This is a genomic window from Streptomyces gelaticus (assembly GCF_014649535.1).
In the GTDB taxonomy this organism is placed as follows: domain Bacteria; phylum Actinomycetota; class Actinomycetes; order Streptomycetales; family Streptomycetaceae; genus Streptomyces; species Streptomyces gelaticus.
On sequence record NZ_BMTF01000003.1, the window covers coordinates 77576 to 95822 of the forward strand.

The 18247-nt window shown below is 69.2% G+C and carries 17 protein-coding genes; 14 read left to right on the top strand and 3 right to left on the bottom strand.

What is annotated here, in order from left to right:
• Positions 1 to 34: 34 nt before the first annotated feature.
• The 6 genes from IE107_RS05175 (at position 35) to IE107_RS05200 (ending at position 7471) form a co-directional block, all read left to right on the top strand.
• Entirely contained in the window at positions 35 to 2080 is a 2046-nt protein-coding gene (locus tag IE107_RS05175) for a hypothetical protein (protein ID WP_189541514.1), read from the top strand.
• Positions 2081 to 2236: 156 nt separating this feature from the next.
• A complete protein-coding gene (locus tag IE107_RS05180; protein ID WP_268246563.1) occupies positions 2237 to 3448 on the top strand; it encodes a glycosyltransferase family 2 protein in 1212 nt (403 codons plus the stop codon).
• A 138-nt stretch (positions 3449 to 3586) separates the two neighbouring features.
• Entirely contained in the window at positions 3587 to 4657 is a 1071-nt protein-coding gene (locus tag IE107_RS05185; RefSeq protein WP_189541518.1) for a glucose-1-phosphate thymidylyltransferase, read from the top strand.
• Complete coding sequence (gene rfbB / locus IE107_RS05190) at positions 4654 to 5640, top strand: dTDP-glucose 4,6-dehydratase (protein WP_189541519.1); 987 nt, start codon at positions 4654 to 4656, stop codon at positions 5638 to 5640. Before IE107_RS05185 ends, rfbB begins: the two co-directional genes overlap by 4 nt.
• On the top strand, positions 5637 to 6521 hold the full coding sequence (gene rfbD / locus IE107_RS05195) for a dTDP-4-dehydrorhamnose reductase (RefSeq protein WP_189541521.1): 885 nt from the start codon (positions 5637 to 5639) through the stop codon (positions 6519 to 6521). The genes rfbB and rfbD overlap by 4 nt, the downstream gene beginning before the upstream one ends.
• Positions 6522 to 6676: 155 nt before the next feature.
• Positions 6677 to 7471 carry an O-methyltransferase gene (locus tag IE107_RS05200; protein WP_189541523.1) on the top strand — a complete coding sequence of 265 codons (795 nt, stop codon included), beginning with the start codon at positions 6677 to 6679 and terminating at the stop codon, positions 7469 to 7471.
• Positions 7472 to 7538: 67 nt separating this feature from the next.
• Here IE107_RS05200 and rfbC read toward each other — a convergent pair whose 3' ends face one another.
• Together rfbC and IE107_RS05210 are read right to left on the bottom strand one after the other, a co-directional pair.
• The gene (rfbC, locus tag IE107_RS05205) at positions 7539 to 8138 is read right to left on the bottom strand and encodes a dTDP-4-dehydrorhamnose 3,5-epimerase (RefSeq protein ID WP_189541525.1); all 600 of its coding nucleotides are present in this window, start codon (positions 8136 to 8138) and stop codon (positions 7539 to 7541) included.
• An 86-nt stretch (positions 8139 to 8224) separates the two neighbouring features.
• A complete protein-coding gene (locus IE107_RS05210; RefSeq protein ID WP_189541527.1) occupies positions 8225 to 10264 on the bottom strand; it encodes a glycosyltransferase family 2 protein in 2040 nt (679 codons plus the stop codon).
• Between the two features lie 440 nt (positions 10265 to 10704).
• On the opposite strand from IE107_RS05210, the gene proB reads away from it, so the two are divergent.
• The 5 genes from proB to IE107_RS05235 all read left to right on the top strand — a co-directional run bounded on the left by proB (position 10705) and on the right by IE107_RS05235 (position 16008).
• On the top strand, positions 10705 to 11790 hold the full coding sequence (gene proB, locus IE107_RS05215) for a glutamate 5-kinase (RefSeq protein ID WP_229866734.1): 1086 nt from the start codon (positions 10705 to 10707) through the stop codon (positions 11788 to 11790).
• A 142-nt stretch (positions 11791 to 11932) separates the two neighbouring features.
• A complete protein-coding gene (locus tag IE107_RS05220; RefSeq protein WP_189541531.1) occupies positions 11933 to 12433 on the top strand; it encodes a DUF8830 family protein in 501 nt (166 codons plus the stop codon).
• Positions 12434 to 12554: 121 nt separating this feature from the next.
• Entirely contained in the window at positions 12555 to 13838 is a 1284-nt protein-coding gene (locus IE107_RS05225; RefSeq protein WP_189541533.1) for a glutamate-5-semialdehyde dehydrogenase, read from the top strand.
• A 67-nt stretch (positions 13839 to 13905) separates the two neighbouring features.
• Positions 13906 to 14520 carry an SCO2584 family spore wall biosynthesis protein gene (locus IE107_RS05230; RefSeq protein ID WP_189541535.1) on the top strand — a complete coding sequence of 205 codons (615 nt, stop codon included), beginning with the start codon at positions 13906 to 13908 and terminating at the stop codon, positions 14518 to 14520.
• Between the two features lie 357 nt (positions 14521 to 14877).
• On the top strand, positions 14878 to 16008 hold the full coding sequence (locus IE107_RS05235) for an SCO2583 family membrane protein (protein ID WP_189541537.1): 1131 nt from the start codon (positions 14878 to 14880) through the stop codon (positions 16006 to 16008).
• Here IE107_RS05235 and IE107_RS05240 read toward each other — a convergent pair.
• Complete coding sequence (locus IE107_RS05240) at positions 15932 to 17065, bottom strand: M48 family metallopeptidase (protein ID WP_189541539.1); 1134 nt, start codon at positions 17063 to 17065, stop codon at positions 15932 to 15934. The two genes, IE107_RS05235 and IE107_RS05240, sit on opposite strands and share 77 nt — an antisense overlap.
• Positions 17066 to 17176: 111 nt before the next feature.
• Here IE107_RS05240 and IE107_RS05245 point away from each other — a divergent pair, with 111 nt between their 5' ends.
• From IE107_RS05245 to nadD, 3 genes are all read left to right on the top strand, one after another.
• Positions 17177 to 17329, top strand: a complete 153-nt coding sequence (locus IE107_RS05245) for a hypothetical protein (RefSeq protein ID WP_189541541.1) — start codon at positions 17177 to 17179, stop codon at positions 17327 to 17329.
• 84 nt (positions 17330 to 17413) lie between these two features.
• Positions 17414 to 17578: a hypothetical protein gene (locus tag IE107_RS05250; RefSeq protein ID WP_189541543.1), complete on the top strand. Its 165-nt coding sequence runs from the start codon at positions 17414 to 17416 to the stop codon at positions 17576 to 17578.
• Between the two features lie 38 nt (positions 17579 to 17616).
• Entirely contained in the window at positions 17617 to 18234 is a 618-nt protein-coding gene (nadD, locus tag IE107_RS05255; RefSeq protein ID WP_189541545.1) for a nicotinate-nucleotide adenylyltransferase, read from the top strand.
• The last annotated feature ends 13 nt before the right edge of the window (positions 18235 to 18247 follow it).

An 18247-nucleotide genomic window follows, 5' to 3' on the forward strand; every position in this document is an offset into this window, starting at 1 on the left:
AGGTAAAAGTCGGCACCCTCGGGAGCGGTACTTCGTGATTTCGAAAGCCATGCGCTTGGCTCGGGTGGGCAGCGGTTCGGAGCTGGCCGCCGCGCTCCTGGTGGCTCTGGGGTTCCCGTGCATAATGCTCGCGGCAATAATCCCCAATCTCTGGTTCTTCGCCGCGGCCACCGCGGTCACCTATCTCGCGGACCGGTATCTGCACCACTGCGGCAGCTATCTGATCAACCGGCTCGCCGCCGTCCGGGCGGGGCTTTCGATCCGCTTCCTGGTCCGGCAACTCCTGCTCATCCTGCTGCTGTCCCGCATGGGATACGGCGAGGAGACGCTCTTCTACGTGACGGTCGCCTGCCTGCTGGCGTTCTACGGACTCCAGGCACCACAGAGCGCGATGGTCACCCTCATCCGGCTGCGCCGCAAGCTCCCGGTGGTCACCCGCAACATCGACCTGGCGTCGGTGCGGATCGCGGATGCCCCGCCGCAGGGCCTGATGAGCCGGCCCGCGGAGAAGATGCTGCACCTGGACGTCTTCTCGATGGTGGGTGTGCTGGTCGCGGTCGAGACCGGCAAGGACGCCATCGCGTACATCGGTCTCGGTCTGACGCTCGTTCTCGCGGTCTGCTACCTGGCGGCGCTGCTGCCGTACGTCCGGCCGAGCCGGCTCGTACCGCCGGAGACCAAGGTCCTCAACGCGGTGGGCGACTGGCTCGCCGAGTACCGGCCGACCGTGATGCTGTACTTCTCCGGCTCCAAGGACTCCGCCTACCAGGCCAACATGTGGCTGGAGACCATGGCGCAGCTCGGCGGCCGGCCGATGATCCTGCTGCGTGAGCGCAACATCGTGCCGCAGCTCGCCACGACCTCGGTGCCGGTGCTCTGCGTGCCCGGCGGTGTGCACCTGATGAATCTGGACCTCTCGTCGGTGCGGGTCGCGCTCTACGCGGCCAACGTCGGCAAGAACATCCACCTGCTCCGGGTGCCGACGATGAAGCACGTCTTCATCGGCCACGGCGACAGCGACAAGATCGCCAGCGTCAACCCGTACAGCAAGGTGTACGACGAGGTGTGGACCGCAGGCCGGGCCGGCCGCGACCGTTACGCGCTGGCCGACGTCGGGGTGCGCGACGAGGACATCGTGGAGGTGGGCCGCCCGCAGCTGGCCACCATCCAGTCCTGGTCCGGCACACAGAAGAACCCGATCCCGACCGTGCTGTACGCCCCCACCTGGGAGGGCTGGGACGACAACCCGGGCAACACGTCCCTGCTGCTGGCCGGCGAGAACATCGTCAGGCGGCTGCTGGAGGCCGAGCAGCCGGTCCGGCTGCTGTACAAGCCGCACCCGTTCACCGGCACCCGCAGCGACAAGGCCAAGGCGGTGCACCTGCGCATCACCGCGATGATCGAGCAGGCCGCCGCCGAGCGCGTCACCGATCCCCGCTGGGCGGAGCAGTCGGCCGCGCTCCGGAGCGAGCAGGCCGAGGCGCGGGCCGAGCTGACCCGTATCGAGGCACGGCTGGCCGAGCTGGCCGGCGGCGGACGCACCGCGCGGGACGAGGCGGAGCTGTCCCGCGACTCGCTGGCCGACCCGGCGCGCGAGGCCGAGACCGCGAAGCTCAAGGACGAGTGGAACGCGGCGTCCTGGCGTGCACAGGGCTGGTGGGAGCACCGAGTCATCACCGGCGCCCAGATGCGGCTGTACGACTGCTTCAACGAGTCGGACGCCATGGTCTCGGACATCTCCAGTGTGGTGTCCGACTTCATCGCGAGCGGCAAGCCGTACGCGGTCACGGACTCGGCCGAGCTGGGCGAGGACGAGTTCCGCCGGCAGAACACCGCGGTGCGCGCCGCGGTGATCCTGTCCAACTCGGCGGCCGAGCTCGACGAGCTGCTCGCCGCGGTGGCGGATCCGGCCGCGGACGTCCGGGCGGATGCCAGGCGCGAGCTGAAGCAGTACCTCCTCGGGCCGGACGAGCCCACCTCGATCGTGCAGTTCGACACTGCCGTGAAGGCGCTGGCGGCCAAGTCCGACGCGCGGAACGCCGGAGTGGCGCAGAGCCTGGGCGAACCTGTGGGCGGCTGAAAGTCAGCCATTTGCACTACATGATCGGGTAAGGCCCGGCACACCCCGCAAAGGGTTGTGCCGGGCCTTTGTGATGAGTATCACTATTTGGTCGTGTCGTGTTGGACAACCAACGGACCGGGCCGCCTGTCTTCTGTTTGTGTGAACGAGACGCAAATTCCTGACGTGACTGTGGTTGTCGGTGCATATGAGGCGATGCCCTACCTCATCCGCTGTCTCGAATCGGTGGAGGCGCAGACCATCGGGGCCGATCGCATCGAAATTGTTGCGGTCGACGACGGTTCCACCGACGGCACGGGCGAGTACCTGGAGGAATTCGCCGCGCGGTCGAAGGTTCCGACCAGGGTGGTCAGACAGAAGAACTCCGGCGGACCCAGCGGGCCGCGCAATGTGGGTCTCGGACTGGCCCGCGGCCGCTATGTGTTCTTCCTGGACGCGGACGACTACTTCGGGGACGAGGCGCTGGAGCGGATGGTGGCCATGGCCGACCGGGCGGGCACCGACGTGGTGCTCGGCAAGGTGGTCGGCGTGAACAGGGGGGCACCGCAGTCGATGTGGGGCGCCACCCGAGAACGTGTCGACGTCTACAACTCCAAGGTCATATACACCCTGAGTGCCCAGAAGCTCTTCCGGCGTGAACTCCTGGAGCGTCTCTCCCTGAGATTCGACGAGAATCTCAGAACCGGTGAGGACGCCCTCTTCACGATGGAGGCATATCTGCGTGGCGCCGGGGTCTCGGTGATCTCCAATTACGTCTGCTATTACCTGGTGGGCCGTGACGACGGGAAGCACGTCACGAAGAGCGGCACCTATGAATGGCGCTTCGACTCGATGCGCGCCATGATGGCGCTCATTCACCGGATCGAGCCCGCGGGTCCGAAACGGGATTTCCTGATGGTCCGGCCCTTCACGGTCGGGATGCTCCAGCAGTTCGGCCCGGTCGTGCTGAAGGATTCCGAGGAAGTCCGGCGGCACAAGATGGAACTTGTGGCTCCGCTGATGGAAACGTACTGGCACGACGGTGTGGCCCGGCTGATCAAGGTCTCGGAGCGGCTGCGTCTGGCCTGTGTCGCACAGGGCAGGATGGACCTGCTCATCGAGATGGTGCGGTACATCCGCGCGAAGACGGTCCCGGACGTGGTCCGCTCGCGCGACGGGCAGACGCTCTACCTCGCGTACCCGCACTTCCGCGACCGCTCAGCAGGTCTGGCCGACTCGAACTACGAGGTGACCGTGCCGGACTGGCACGACGGCAAGCGCATCGAGCAGCCGAAGGCCGCCGCCCGCCGGGCCTCGCTGTCCCGGCGCGTGGCCCGCAGGATGCGCCGTGACATGAGGCGATGGAAGGAGCGGCTGAGCGTGGAGTGACGGCCGCTTGTCCTGCGGGTGGACCCCGAGTGCACCCGCAGAACCGATTCACCGAAGATCACACCAAGAAGCATCAGTAAAATCGTCCGGACGTCGCGCCCGCGACAGGACCGACAGATCACCATGGGGACTGGTCACGTGAAGGCTCTCGTACTATCCGGAGGGGCCGGCACACGCCTGCGTCCCATCACACACACCTCGGCCAAGCAGTTGGTGCCCGTGGCCAACAAGCCCGTGCTCTTCTACGGGCTGGAAGCCATCGCGGAAGCGGGCATCACCGAGGTCGGCATCATCGTCGGCGACACCGCGCCCGAGATCCGCGAGGCGGTCGGCGACGGTTCCGCGCTCGGCATCGAGGTCACGTACATCCCGCAGGACGAGCCGCTCGGGCTCGCCCACGCGGTGCTGATCGCCCGCGACTTCCTGGGGGACGACGACTTCGTCATGTACCTCGGCGACAACTTCATCGTCGGTGGCATCACCGGTCTGGTGGAGGAGTTCCGCGCGGACAAGCCCGATGCACAGATCCTGCTGACGCAGGTGCCCAACCCGACCTCCTTCGGCGTCGCGGAGCTCGACGCCAACGGCCGGGTCGCGGCGCTGGAGGAGAAGCCGAAGGAGCCCAAGAGCGATCTGGCGCTCGTCGGCGTCTACCTCTTCACCCCCGCCATCCACGAGGCGGTCCGCTCGATCGAGCCCTCCTGGCGCGGCGAGCTGGAGATCACGCACGCCATCCAGTGGCTGATCGACCAGAAGCGCGACGTGCGCTCCACCACGATCCACGGCTACTGGAAGGACACCGGCAACGTCACCGACATGCTGGAGGTCAACCGGACCGTCCTGGAGGCCGTCGAGCCGTTCCACGAGGACGCCGAGGTCGACGAGGACAGCGAGATCATCGGCCGGGTGCGGATCGAGGCGGGTGCCAAGGTCAGCGGCAGCCGTATCGTCGGGCCCGTGGTCATCGGCGCGCGTTCGGTGATCAGCGGCGCGTACGTGGGCCCGTTCACCTCGGTCTCGGAGGACGTCCGCATCGAGGACAGCGAGATCGAGTACTCCATCGTCCTGCGGGGAGCCTCCATCGCCGGTGTCCGCCGTGTCGAGGCCTCGCTCATCGGCCGTGACGTCGAAGTGACCCCCGCGCCCCGTTCCCCGTCCGCCCACCGACTCGTACTCGGCGACCACAGCAAGGTGCAGATCTCTTCATGACCACCAACATCCTGGTGACCGGCGGCGCCGGCTTCATCGGCTCGCACTACGTCCGTACGGTGCTCGGCCCCGAGGGCCCCGGCGACATCGCCGTCACCGTGCTCGACAAGCTCACCTACGCGGGCAACCCGGCCAACCTCGACGAGGTCCGCGACCACCCCGGTTTCCGGTTCGTGCAGGGTGACATCTGCGACCCGGAGCTGGTCGCCAAGCTGATGGCCGAGCACGACCAGGTGGTGCACTTCGCCGCCGAGTCCCATGTGGACCGTTCCATCGACGGCGGCGCCGAGTTCGTCCGTACCAACGTCGTGGGCACCCACACCCTGATCCACGCCGCGCACCTGGCGGGCATCAAGACCTTTGTGCACATCTCCACCGACGAGGTCTACGGCTCGATCGACGAGGGCTCCTGGCCCGAGACCGACCCGCTCGCGCCCAATTCGCCCTACTCCGCGGCCAAGGCGTCCAGCGACCTGATCGCGCTCTCCTACCACCGCACCCACGGCCTCGACGTGCGGGTGACCCGCTGCTCCAACAACTACGGGCACCACCACTTCCCCGAGAAGGTCATCCCGCTCTTCGTCACCAACCTGCTGGACGGCAAGACGGTCCCGCTCTACGGCGACGGCGCCAATGTCCGCGACTGGCTGCACATCGACGACCACGTCCAGGGCATCGAGCTGGTCCGCACCAAGGGCCGGGCCGGCGAGGTGTACAACATCGGCGGCGGCACCGAGCTCTCCAACAAGGAGCTCACCGGCCTGCTGCTGGACGCCTGCGGCGCCGACTGGGACACCAGCGTCACGTACGTCGAGGACCGCAAGGGCCACGACCGCCGCTACTCGGTCGACTGCACCAAGATCCGCGAGGAACTCGGCTACGAGCCCCGCAAGGACTTCCGCGCCGGCCTCGCCGAGACCGTGCAGTGGTACCGCGACAACCGCGCCTGGTGGGAGCCGCTGAAGGACCGGGCCGCGCTGTGAGCGCCGTCTGGCTGGTCACCGGGGCCGCCGGGATGCTGGGCCAGGACGTCCTGGCCCGGCTCGCCGGTGAGGATGTCACCGCGGTCGCCGCGGACCGGGCGGCCGTGGACATCACCGACCCGGAGTCGGTGCGGGCGGCCTTCGAGGAGCACCGCCCTGCCGTGGTGGTGAACTGCGCCGCCTGGACCGCGGTCGACGACGCCGAGTCCCAGGAGGACGCCGCGCTGCGGGTCAACGGCACGGGCCCCGCGGTCCTCGCCGAGGCCTGCCGCGAGCACGGCGCCGTGCTCCTCCAGGTCTCCACCGACTACGTCTTCGCCGGTGATGGCGAGAAGCCGTACGCCGAGGACGACCCGACCGGGCCGCGCAGTGCGTACGGCCGTACCAAGCTGGCCGGCGAGCAGGCCGTGCTGAGCACCCTGCCGGAGACCGGTTATGTGGTCCGCACGGCCTGGCTCTACGGTGCGGGCGGCGGCAACTTCGTCCGTACGATGATCAAGCTGGAGGGCGTCAAGGACACCCTCGACGTGGTGGACGACCAGCGCGGTCAGCCCACCTGGACCGTCGATCTGGCCGACCGGCTGGTCCGGCTCGGGCAGGCCGCCCTCGCGGGTGGCGCCCCCGCCGGTGTCTACCACGGCACCAGCGGCGGCGAGACGACCTGGTTCGGCTTCACCCGCGAGATCTTCCGGCTGCTCGGCACCGACCCGGAGCGGGTCCGCCCCACGACCAGCGAGGCCTTCGTGCGGCCGGCTCCCCGGCCCGCGTTCAGCGTGCTGGGCCACGACCGCTGGGCCGCGGCCGGGATCGAGCCGGTCCGGGACTGGCGGGCGGCGCTGGCCGAAGCCTTTCCGGCACTTCTCGCGGCAGAGCGGCCATGATCATGAATTGATCTTACGAACGGTCAAATCACGTCGTTTTCAAAGATTTTCACAACCATGGTTTACATGAGGGAGAACGCTTACATCACAGTGTGGTCATGAGGTAACTTCGCCGGGCACCAGACCAGTTGATTTCCTGCGAAGGGCTGCTCCGAGTGAACCGCCACGACTTCCTGCGTCATCTGCACCGTGTGTACCGTCCCCGGAACTATCTGGAGATCGGGGTCAACGACGGCAGAAGCCTGGCCCTTTCACGGGTCCCTTCCGTCGCCGTCGACCCCGCCTTCCGGGTCGTGACGGACATCAGCTGTGACGTCCACCTGGTCAAGGCGACGAGCGACGACTTCTTCGCCCGCAAGGACCCGCTGCTGCACCTGCGCAACGGCCGGAACCCGTTCCGTGCGCTCGCCCGCCGCGATCCGCTCAACGTTCTCGGCGGGGACCCGAAGCTCGAGCTTTCCTTCATCGACGGCATGCACCTCTTCGAGTACGCCCTGCGCGACTTCATGAACGTGGAGAAGCACTCCCGCTGGTCGAGCGTGATCGTGCTGGACGACATGCTCCCGCGCGACGTCGACGAGGCGGCCCGCGACCGGCACACCAAGTACTGGACCGGCGACGTGTACAAGGCCGTGCAGGTACTGCGCCGCTACCGCCCCGACCTGGTGGTCGTCGAGGTGGACACGGAACCGACCGGCGTGGTCGCCGTGTTCGGCGCCAACCCGGAGAGCGAGGTCCTGAAGAACGCGTACGACGAGATCATCGAGGAGTTCGTCGTACCCGATCCGCAGGACGTGCCCGAAGAGGTGCTGGTACGCAAGAACGCCGTCCGGCCCGAGACACTGCTCCGCGCCGACTTCTGGCCGGCCCTGGCCCGCGCCCGCAATCTGCGCCGCCCGCGCTCCGCGTTCGCGCCGCTGCGCTCGCGCATCGAGGCCGTGACGGGCTGACCGGAGCCGGACAGCACGAAGCCCCCGTGATCCGCACGGACCACGGGGGCTTCGGCGTACCCGGGGGTCAGCCGCGGGCGCGCAGCTGCGCGTAGTACTCCTGGCACGCCTCGTACGTGGGCAGCAGGCCCTGCCGCTCGGCCTCGGCCAGCGAGGGCGCCGCGGCGTCCTTGTCGGACAGCAGCGGGGTGATCCCTTGCGGCCACTCGATGCCCAGCTCGGGGTCGAGCGGGTTGATGCCGTGCTCGCGGCCGGGCGCGTAGCCCTCGGAGCACAAGTAGGCGACGGAGGCGTCGTCCGTCAGCGCCATGAAGGCGTGGCCGAGGCCCTCGGCGAGGTAGACGGAGTGGTGGTCGATGTCGTCGAGCCGGACGGCTTCCCACTGCTTGTACGTGGGGGAGCCGACCCGGATGTCCACGATGACGTCGAGCACCGCGCCGCGCACGCACTTGACGTACTTCGCCTGGCTCGGCGGCACGTCGGCGAAGTGCACGCCGCGCAGCGTTCCCCGGCTGGAGACGGAGAAGTTGGCCTGCGCCAGCCGCAGCGTGTGCCCGACGGCCTCGCTGAGCTCCGACGCCTTGAACCACTCGTGGAAGCTGCCGCGGCTGTCCGGGAAGACCTTGGGCTCATGCACCCAGGCCCCTGCGATGGAGAGCTGCCGCATGCGATCACGTCCTTGTTCTGTCGCTCGTGGCCGATGGACCCGGCCGGTGTGTGCTGGTGAAAAGCGTACGGAGGTACGGGGCGGGGTCAGCCGGTGAACCGGGCGGCGAGGCGCCGCGCCCGCTTGCGGCTCTTGGCCGGGAGCCGGCGCACCAGAGGACCGCCGACCGCGCGCAGCGCGCGGCGCAGCTTGGCCTTCTGGCGCCTGCCGACGATCCCCTGCATGATCTCGGCCTCGATCGCGGGCACGCTCTGCGGGACGGTGATCCGGCCGCCCTTGCCGACGGTGACGTCGCAGAGGTGGAACGCGGGGTGCTTGTCGCCGTCCAGCCGGGCCGCGAGCTTCCAGACGCCGGGCGCGACGCCCGACGCGCGGTCGGGCACGGTCAGGTGGGCCCGGCCGTCGGTGGGGCGCAGCATGGTGCGGAGCTGGTGGGACGGTCCGTCGGAGCCGTCGGCCGGGCTCAGGACCAGCGTGGTCTCGGAGGGCGCGGTGGCGGACGTGGTGAACAGATCCAGCCGCAGTTCGGTGGGGCTGCCGGGGGAGCGGCGGACCGGACGGCCTTCGAGGTACTCGGCCAGCCTCTTGGCGCGACGGGCCACGTCGAGGGTGATGTTGCCGTGCGGGTCGGTGAAGTAGGGGATGACGGCACGGGCCGGCGAACCCAGCGAGGCGGGCAGGCAGGCGGCGTCCACCTCCGGGGCGCGGTCGGCGCCGAGCCGGGCCTTGCGGACCAGACCGAGACCGCGCAGCGGCACCCAGACGTCCCAGAAGCCGCGCGACACCCGGCCGCGGCCCTTGACCGCCTCCGAACCGATCTGGCCACTGCCGTGCAGGACAACCTCGCAGACGTCGTCGCCGAGCTCTTCGATACGGGCGGTGAAGGTTGCGGGGCAGGACCACTCGACGGCCGTCTCGCGGTTGCGCAGCGACAGCTCGGCGGAGAATCCGGACATGTCGTCGGTGACGTCCAGGAGCTCGCCGTCCGGCAGCAGACCCTCGGTGATGTCGGGGTGCAGGAAGTAGCGCCCGTCGCGGCGCAGCAGCGTCAGCGGGGCCTGGTCCTCGCCGTGGACGAGACGGCCGCTGATGGTGAGGTCGATCCGGCCGTCCGGACGCCAGGCGAACTTCTCCAGGCGGGCTGCCGCCTTGACCGACGCGGCGAACCGGGAGATCCGGACGAGGCCCTGGCGGTCGTTGTTGCGCAGCAGCGTGGAGCGCAGCCGGAGCACCGGGCCGAGCCCGTCGTGCACCCCGTCGTGCATGAAGTCCGTGGCCAGTTCCTGGACGGCGTCGCACATCTCGTCCAGGTATTCGGGCTCGTACTTGAGGACGGCGGGCTCGCTGAGCCGGCCGAGCATCTCGACGCGGTAGAAGCGGCGCAGCAGCATGTCCCGGAACTCGCCGGGCTCCGTGTTCTCCACGACGACGTCGAGGACCTCACGGAGGTTGCCGTAGTAGCCGGACGGGACGATCTTCGCGGAACCGGCGTTCTGGCCGTCGTCCCGGCGGGAGTAGTAGTAGCAGGTGTAGCTGCCGAGGATCGAGACGACCTTGGCGGGGAAGTACGCCTGCATCATGTAGAGCTGGTCCTCGAGCCGGCGCTTGCCCTCGGGGTAGGCGATGCCGTTCTCGCGGAGGAACTCCGTACGGAACATCTTGTGCGGCGTGAGGCTGTCGTACAGGGGCGCGTCGTGCAGGGTGCACTTCTCGCGGTTCTTCTTGAACACGCCGTGCGGGACGCCGCGGAAGTTGCTCGCCACCTTGCCGATGACGATGTCCGAACCGTTGCGGTGGCCCATGTCGTACAGCCGCTGCAGGGCGCCGGAGGCGAGGTAGTCGTCCTGGTCGACGAACTGGACGTACTCGCCCTTCGCCTCGTCCACACCGATGTTGCGGGGCTTTCCGGGCCAGCCGGAGTTCGGGATGGTGATCACACGGAAATGCGGGTGCTCCCCGGCCAGCTTCTCGAGTCTCTCGCGAGTGTCGTCCGTCGAGCCATCGTTGACGAAGAGAACTTCGAATTCCCCTGCCGGGAGGGTCTGTCGCAGCAGCGAGTCGATGCAGGGGTCGATGTACTTGCCCGGGTTGTATACAGGAATGACGACACTTACTTTGACTGGCATTACTGCTGTCCCATGTCTGTGAGAAGTCCCTCTGGCAGGCGGCGGATGAGGGGCCTGCGCTGCTGAAAATGGGCATAGGAAGCCACCCGCCGTTCACCCTATCGGCTATTAGATGATCGAGACGCCCCGATGGTTGCGTGCTCCGGCACGGCGTGATTCTGCCGACAGTGTGCGGATACGGCCCGAGGAGTCCCGGGACATTCGGTATATGCGCGCGGATGAACGGCCGGTGCGGCGCGACCGCCGAGAGGTGCCGGTCCGGGGCGCGGTCCCACGGCCCGCCCGGCCCGGTTCGCGGATCCGGCGGGCACCGTCCAGAGGGCGGAACGCGCAGGCGCCGGTTCTGCCGCTCGCGTAGATTGCGGGGGCCGGGTGAGGCCGAATCATTGGGGATGGACGTGTCAGGGGCAAGGCAGGGCGTCGCAGAGGCCCGCAGGATCGTGGTCAAGGTCGGTTCCTCATCCCTCACCACCGCGGCGGGCGGCCTCGACGCGGACCGTGTCGACGCGCTCGTCGACGTACTGGCCAAGGTGCGAAGCGGCGGGGAGCGCGAGATCGTGCTCGTCTCCAGCGGCGCCATCGCGGCCGGGCTCGCCCCGCTCGGGCTGGTGCGCCGTCCCAAGGACCTGGCCCGGCAGCAGGCCGCCGCCAGCGTCGGTCAGGGGCTGCTCGTCGCCCGCTACACCGCCTCCTTCGCGCGGTACGGCGTACGCGTCGGCCAGGTGCTGCTCACCAGCAACGACACCAGCCGCCGCGCCCACTACCGCAACGCCTACCGCACCCTCGACCAGCTCCTGGACATGGGTGCGCTCCCGGTCGTCAACGAGAACGACACCGTCGCCACCGACGAGATCCGGTTCGGCGACAACGACCGGCTCGCCGCGCTCGTCGCCCATCTCGTCCGCGCGGACCTGCTGGTCCTCCTCTCGGACGTGGACGGTCTCTACGACGGCGACCCCAGCACCCCGGGCACCTCGCGGGTCGCCGAGGTGGCCGGCCCGGAGGATCTGGCGGGCGTCACCATCGGCAGCGCCGGGAAGGCGGGCGTCGGCACCGGGGGCATGGTCACCAAGGTCGAGGCCGCCCGGATCGCCACGGCCGCCGGCGTCCCCGTCGTCCTCACCTCGGCGAGCCGGGCCGCCGACGCCCTGGCCGGACGCGACACCGGCACGTACTTCCACCGCACCGGACGCCGCTCGGCCGACCGGCTGCTCTGGCTCGCCCACGCCTCCACCCCGCAGGGCTCACTGACCCTCGACGACGGGGCCGTACGGGCCGTCGTCGACCGGCACAGCTCGCTGCTGCCTGCCGGGATCGCCTCGGTCGAGGGTGAGTTCGTCGCGGGTGACCCGGTGGAGCTGCGCGATCTCGAAGGCCGTCCTGTGGCCCGGGGGCTCGTCAACTTCGACGCCAAGGAGATCCCGCAGCTGCTCGGCCGCTCCACCCGCGACCTGGCGCGGGAGCTCGGTCCGGCGTACGAACGCGAGGTCGTACACAGGGACGATCTGGTCGTACTGCACACCTGACAAACCCCTGAAACGGCTGAAAGTCCAGTCTCGGGGCAGAGACCTTCACGAAAACCGCCCCATCCCCGGCCGCGGACTGGTCAACTTTGTAGCGGGGAACAGCGGGGTACAGCACAGTAAACGCATTCACAGGAGGCCGCCGGTGAGACGAGCGCGCCCGGGGGCGCCGCCCCGAGGAACGGGTGGCCGGGCCCTGACCAGTGTCGGAGCAGGTGCCGGCTTCGACGGGAGCCGGACCACGGAGCGAGGGGACGGCCGGACCACCCGGCCCGAGCAGACGGTGGTGAAGGAGGAACGCACCCCGTCGAAGCTGTGGCACATCACGCTCAGCGTCTCGGGAGCCGACACCCCTCTGAAGGAGGTCAGACGCGGACTCGAACAGCTGGCGCACGACCATCCCTTCCTGCTGACCAGCCGGTACGCCAACGACCATGCGGAGATCCGCTACTGGGAGGAGGCCCGCGATCTGCACGACGCGGCGGCCGTCGCGCTGCGGCTGTGGGGCGAGCACCGCTCCACGGCCAAGCTTCCGCCCTGGGAGATCGTCGGCCTGGAGGTCATCGACCGCGAGACGTACCACCAGCGCGTCGCCGAGGGGTACGGGCCGCCCCCGGCCGCTCCGGTCGGAGTGCACCCGTACTGACTACTGAGCAGGCACCCGCGTTCGGAACGGCCGTCCCGAAATCGGGCGCCTCGCATCAGCGGTTGTCTCGCATCACGGGATAAGTGACGGATGCCCGCAGTGTGCGCACTACCCTGCGGGCATGACCACGTTCTCGCCGTACGACAACATGTCCCCGATCGCCCAGGCCGCCTACCGGGCACGCTCCGCCGCAGCCGACATCGCGCCGCTGCCGCGCGCGGCGAAGGACGACGCACTGCTGGCGATCGCGGACGCGCTGGAGGTGCGGACGAGCGAGATCGTCACGGCCAATGCCGAGGACGTCGCCCGCGCCCGCGAGGCCGGGACCAGCGAGTCGATCATCGACCGGCTCACCCTCACCCCGGAGCGGATCCGCGCCATCGCCGCCGATGTGCGGGACGTGGCGGCGCTGCCCGACCCGGTCGGCGAGGTCGTCCGCGGCTCGACCCTGCCCAACGGCATCGACCTGCGCCAGGTCCGGGTGCCGCTCGGCGTGGTCGGGATCATCTACGAGGCCCGGCCCAATGTGACGGTCGACGCCGCGGCCCTCTGCCTGAAGTCGGGCAACGCGGTCCTGCTGCGCGGTTCGTCCTCGGCGTACTCCTCCAACGTCGCGCTCGTACGGGTGCTGCGCGACGCGGTAGGCGGCTCCGGGCTCCCGGCCGACGCGGTGCAGCTGGTCCCGGGCGAGAGCCGGGACTCGGTACGCGAACTGATGCGGGCCCGTGGCCTGGTCGACGTCCTCATCCCGCGCGGCGGCGCCTCGCTGATCCGTACGGTGGTCGAGGAATCCACCGTTCCGGTCATCGAGACAGGCACCGGCAACTGCCATGTGTACGTGGACGCGCAGACCGACCTCGACATGGCCGTGGACATCCTGATCAACTCCAAGGCGCAGCGCCCGAGCGTCTGCAACGCCGCCGAGACGCTCCTGGTCCACAAGGACGTCGCCGCGCGGTTCCTGCCGCGCGCCCTGGACGCGCTGGCCGAAGCGGGCGTGACCGTGCACGGCGACGAGCGGGTGCTCGAACACGCCAAGGGATCCAAGGCCATCGTGGTGGCGGCGACGCCGGAGGACTGGGAGACCGAGTACCTCTCCTACGACATCGCCGCGGCCGTGGTGGAGTCGCTGGACGCGGCCGTCGCGCACATCCGGCTCTGGTCCTCGGGCCACACCGAGGCGATCGTGACCACCTCCCAGGCCGCGGCCCGCCGCTTCACCCAACTGGTGGATTCCACGACGGTGGCCGTGAACGCGTCCACCCGCTTCACCGACGGCGGCCAGTTCGGCTTCGGCGCCGAGATCGGCATCTCCACGCAGAAGCTGCACGCCAGGGGCCCGATGGGGCTGCCGGAGCTCACCTCGACGAAGTACATCGTCACCGGCGACGGGCATGTGCGGTGACCTCCCGGGGCCGGTGAATGTTGCGGGCTCCCTGCCCAGAACGACCCGGCGGGGCTAGTCTGGAGCCGTGCCGGACGACGTGGGGGGCAGGCCGTTCCCGGACGGCTGGGAGCCCGACGACGACCGCGGGGGCGCGGACGAGGACTTCGCCTCCGTGGTGTTCGACGAGGACTTCGTACGGGCCGCCGAGATCCATGAGCCGACCGCCGTCGAGCGGCTGCTGGCGGCCGCCCAGGCACGCGCCGAGGCCGAGGCATCCCGGGCACGGGCGGGCGGCGGCCCCCTGGACGAGGATCTCTACGAAGAGGGGTACGGCGAAGAGGGGTACGGCCCCGGCGCATACGGCCGCGAGAGCACCTACGACGACCCGCTGGACCTCGACGACGACGGGTACGGCAGCGGTCCCTACGGCCGCCATGGCGGCGCTCTGCGGCCCTACCGGGGGGCCGCGCGCTGGCACCGGCCTGTGGCCTGGCTGCTCGCCGTGCTGATGGGCATCGGAATGGTCGCGCTGGCCTTCAGCGCCGTCTACCGCAACTCCTCCGGCAGCCGCCAGGACCCCGCCCCGCCGCCCGCCACGACCGGCGTGGACCGGGCTCCCGGCGCCGTCCCCGACGCCACTCCATCAGCCGCCACGGGCTATCCGCGCCCCACGGTCTCCGCGATCCCCCGCACGGACTGAGAAGCGCGCCGGGCTCCTGCCCGCCTGCCCACGCCCGGGTACGCCCCGCTCTCTCTCCGCATTCCTCGCAGGCCCCGAAGGTGTGCCCGCGGGCTCCGGCGGCACTCCTGGCCCGTTCTCCCGCAGTTCTCCCTCGGTTCTCTCGCGGCTGGGCGTTTACCCCGGTCGTAATCGACCTACCCTGAAGGTGTGACCCCTCTCTTCGAGGGGGCTTCTCACTCGTCCGTACATGCGCAGTCGTACGAAGTCACACGAACTCATACGAACTCATGACGGGCAGGCCCTGTCCGAAGCCATTCGGCCGAAGCAGAGCGAAGCGTTACGGCCCCGGTCAGTGACGTGGAGTCGGGAGAAGTCATGGCACGCCGCGGAGAACCACCAGAAGGTCCGTCCGAGAGTCCGGCGGGCGGCGGTGAGGACGAGTACCGCTCACTCGTCTTCGACGAGTCGTTCGTGCGTGCTGCCCGGCTGCAGGAATTCTCCGCCCAGGAGCGCATGGGGGACCACGCACCTGCCGTACGCAGCCTGCCGTCCCGGCGCCTGCGCAACGGACCCAGAGCGGCCATCGCCCTGGTACTCCTGATCGCCCTGGCCTTCGGAATGGCCGTGTACATGGGCCTTCGCCACCCCTACGAGGCGCCCGTCGGCAGACGCGCCGAGCCGCTGAGGTCCACCGTCGTACCTCTGGCTCCCCAGGGCGCCGTACCCGGTGGAACCGCAGCCGCGCTTCTCGCGAAGAGCCCCGCCGCACATTTCGAAACAGGTGCCGCAGGCATCAATCTGCCGGCGATCAGACGGACGGACAATTTCTCGGACAACCAGGTCGCGACCGCACTGACCACCGCCAAGGACTATCTCGTCGCCTCCTCACTCGATCCCGACGTACTCACCGGTGCCGCGGTGCGCCCGGTGGAAAAGCTGCTGGATCCGGACCAGACGACCCAGTTCGAGCAGAGCATGAGCCGGCCGCAGGACGACGGCCGGCATGCCGCGACCGGATGGCTGGTGCGGTTCGACGCGGCGAAGGTGGCACTGGCCGCTCCGGACGTCAGGGTCCACGGCACCCTGAGCTACGCCGAGGAGGGGTCCGACACGCTGGAGGTGGTGTCGGACCACACCTTCACCTACACGCTCCGCCCGGCCGCCGCGGGCCCCCAACAGGCGGGCGACGCCTCACTCTTCACCGTACGGCGCGAGCTGCACTTCCGCTTCGACCGGGAAGACCTGCGGCTGCACCGGCTGGAGCTGCGCACCAGCTATGTCCAGGCCGGACCGCAGGCGTGCCCGGCGGATTCCACCGGCGCGCTGCGGCCGCTGCTCGCAGGGCAGCACGCCGTCCCCCGCGGCCCCGCGGGCACCGACCCGTACGCGACGGGCGGGCCCACGGCGGCACTCTGCGGGACCCTGGCGGTCAGCTCCCCGCCGGCCCCGGGTCTGTCCCCGGCCCTTCAGGGTTCCGCGGCTCATCCCGCCTCGCAGAGTCCGTAGCGCCGCCCTTGCCGCCCGAGCTCCCGCTCTGGCCGGTGAACTTGTCGCGGAGCTTGCCGCCCAGATCCCCGGCGCCCCCCGCTATGTCGCCGACCAGCTTCATCAGCGGGTCCTTGCTGGAGCGGACCGTGTCCGCGTAGTGGGCCGCGGACTCCCGGAACGAGTCGGTCACCGAGGTGTCCTTGTCCTCGTCGCGCCGCGGGTAGTGACCGTCCATGATCCGCTGGTAGTCGCGGCTCTCGGACCACTTCTTCAGCTCGGCCGCGCGCACCGTGGTGAACGGGTGCGTGCGGGGCAGCAGGTTGAGGATCTTGAGTACGGAGTCGCGCAGATCGCCGCCCTTCTCGTACTCGTCGGCCTGCGCGAGGAAGGCGTCCACATTCATCTCGTGCAGATGATTGCCGCCCGCGATCTTCATCAGACCGCGCATCGACGCCTGCAGATCCTGGCCGACGAGCAACCCGGCCCGGTCGGCCGACAGCTCGGACTTGCGGAACCACTCCCGCAGCGCCGTCACGATCGCCATGATCGCGACATTGCCGAGCGGGATCCAGGCGACCTTCAACGCGATACTGGTGAGGAACAGCAGGATCGTGCGGTACACCGCGTGGCCGGAGAGCGCGTGTCCCACCTCGTGGCCGATGACGGCCCGCATCTCCTCCTCGTCGAGCAGCTCCACCAGGCCCGTCGTCACCACGATGATCGGCTCGTCGAGGCCGATGCACATCGCGTTGGGCTGCGGGTCCTGGTTGACGTACATCGGCGGGACCTTCTCCAGATCCAGGATGTAACAGGCGTCCCGAAGCATGTCGTTGAGATGGGCGAACTGGGCATCGCTCACCCGGACGGAGTCGGAGAGGAAGAGCAGCCGGAGACTGCGCTCGGGCAGCAGGCCGCTCAGTGTCTTGAAAACGGTGTCGAAACCGCTCAGCTTGCGCAGGGCCACCAGGGCCGAGCGGTCCGCCGGGTGTTCGTAGGCCCGGGACGAGATGCCCGCGAAACGCCTGCGTTGCCTGCTCGGCACCTTCTCATGGCTCTCGTGGCTGCGTTCGGTCATGAATGGGCCCCCTGTTCGTACGAGATGTCGCTCGCCCCCCTGACAAACCCCAGCGTAGGTGCTGGGGCTACGGTGTGCGGGGGGCTGTGGATAACTGAGGAGACGCCCGACATGCCGCACACCGTTGCTCTGCTCGCCGCCGCGTCCGGGGAGCAGGGGCCCGGCAGCACGCTCCGTATCGTGCTGCTCGCCTCGCTCGTCGGAGCCGTCCTGCTCGGCTGGTTCCTGCTCCGCGGATACCGCAACGACGACAACAACGACTGAGTCGGCGTGAGCGTGCCCGAGGCTCCCGCATACGATGTGCGCGATGTCTTCCTTCCGACTCCCGATCGATAGGTCCTGCCGAAGATGAGCCTCACGAGCACCGCGCACCAGCTGGTCACTCTCGCCTCCGAGGGCGGCGAGCAGGGTGGTAACCACGAAAGCCTCAGCCCGTATCTCACCGGGGGCGGCGCGTTCGTCGCGCTGATGCTCCTGCTCTGGATCACCACTCGCTTCAACCGCGACCGCTGAGGCGAAGGCGTACAGCTGTGCCAGTAGGCTCTGCACGCATGGGAGAGCAGGAAGTGCCTACCGGCCGCATAAAGCGCCGACTCGGCGTGATGGGCGGGACGTTTGACCCGATTCATCATGGACACCTGGTGGCGGCCAGCGAAGTGGCCGCCCAGTTCCACCTCGACGAGGTGATCTTCGTCCCGACCGGGCAGCCGTGGCAGAAGAGCCACAAGCACGTCTCCCCGGCGGAGGACCGCTATCTGATGACGGTCATCGCGACAGCGTCCAACCCTCAGTTCTCGGTCAGCCGGAGCGACATCGACCGCAGCGGGCCCACGTACACCATCGATACTCTGCGGGACCTGCGCGCGATCCACGGCGACGCGGACCTCTTCTTCATCACCGGTGCCGACGCGCTCTCCCAGATCCTCACCTGGCGGGACGCCGATGAACTGTTCTCGCTCTCCCACTTCATCGGTGTGACGCGGCCGGGGCACGTGCTCACGGACGCCGGACTGCCGGAGGGCGGGGTCTCCCTCGTGGAGGTTCCCGCGCTCGCCATCTCGTCCACGGACTGCCGTGAGAGGGTCGCGCAGGGGGATCCGGTCTGGTACCTGGTGCCGGACGGCGTGGTCCGCTACATCGACAAGCGCCAGCTGTACCGCGGCGAATGAGCGACGCAGAGGG

Bases quoted from the DNA above. Each gene is read 5' to 3' on its own strand.
- IE107_RS05250 (WP_189541543.1), top strand. From the start codon at position 17,414: ATGAGCCTCACGAGCACCGCGCACCAGCTGGTCACTCTCGCCTCCGAG.
- rfbB (WP_189541519.1), top strand. From the start codon at position 4,654: ATGACCACCAACATCCTGGTGACCGGCGGCGCCGGCTTCATCGGCTCG.
- IE107_RS05235 (WP_189541537.1), top strand. From the start codon at position 14,878: ATGGCACGCCGCGGAGAACCACCAGAAGGTCCGTCCGAGAGTCCGGCG.
- rfbC (WP_189541525.1), bottom strand. From the start codon at position 8,138: ATGCGGCAGCTCTCCATCGCAGGGGCCTGGGTGCATGAGCCCAAGGTC.
- IE107_RS05225 (WP_189541533.1), top strand. From the start codon at position 12,555: ATGACCACGTTCTCGCCGTACGACAACATGTCCCCGATCGCCCAGGCC.
- IE107_RS05245 (WP_189541541.1), top strand. From the start codon at position 17,177: ATGCCGCACACCGTTGCTCTGCTCGCCGCCGCGTCCGGGGAGCAGGGG.
- IE107_RS05210 (WP_189541527.1), bottom strand. From the start codon at position 10,264: ATGCCAGTCAAAGTAAGTGTCGTCATTCCTGTATACAACCCGGGCAAG.
- IE107_RS05240 (WP_189541539.1), bottom strand. From the start codon at position 17,065: ATGACCGAACGCAGCCACGAGAGCCATGAGAAGGTGCCGAGCAGGCAA.
- nadD (WP_189541545.1), top strand. From the start codon at position 17,617: ATGGGAGAGCAGGAAGTGCCTACCGGCCGCATAAAGCGCCGACTCGGC.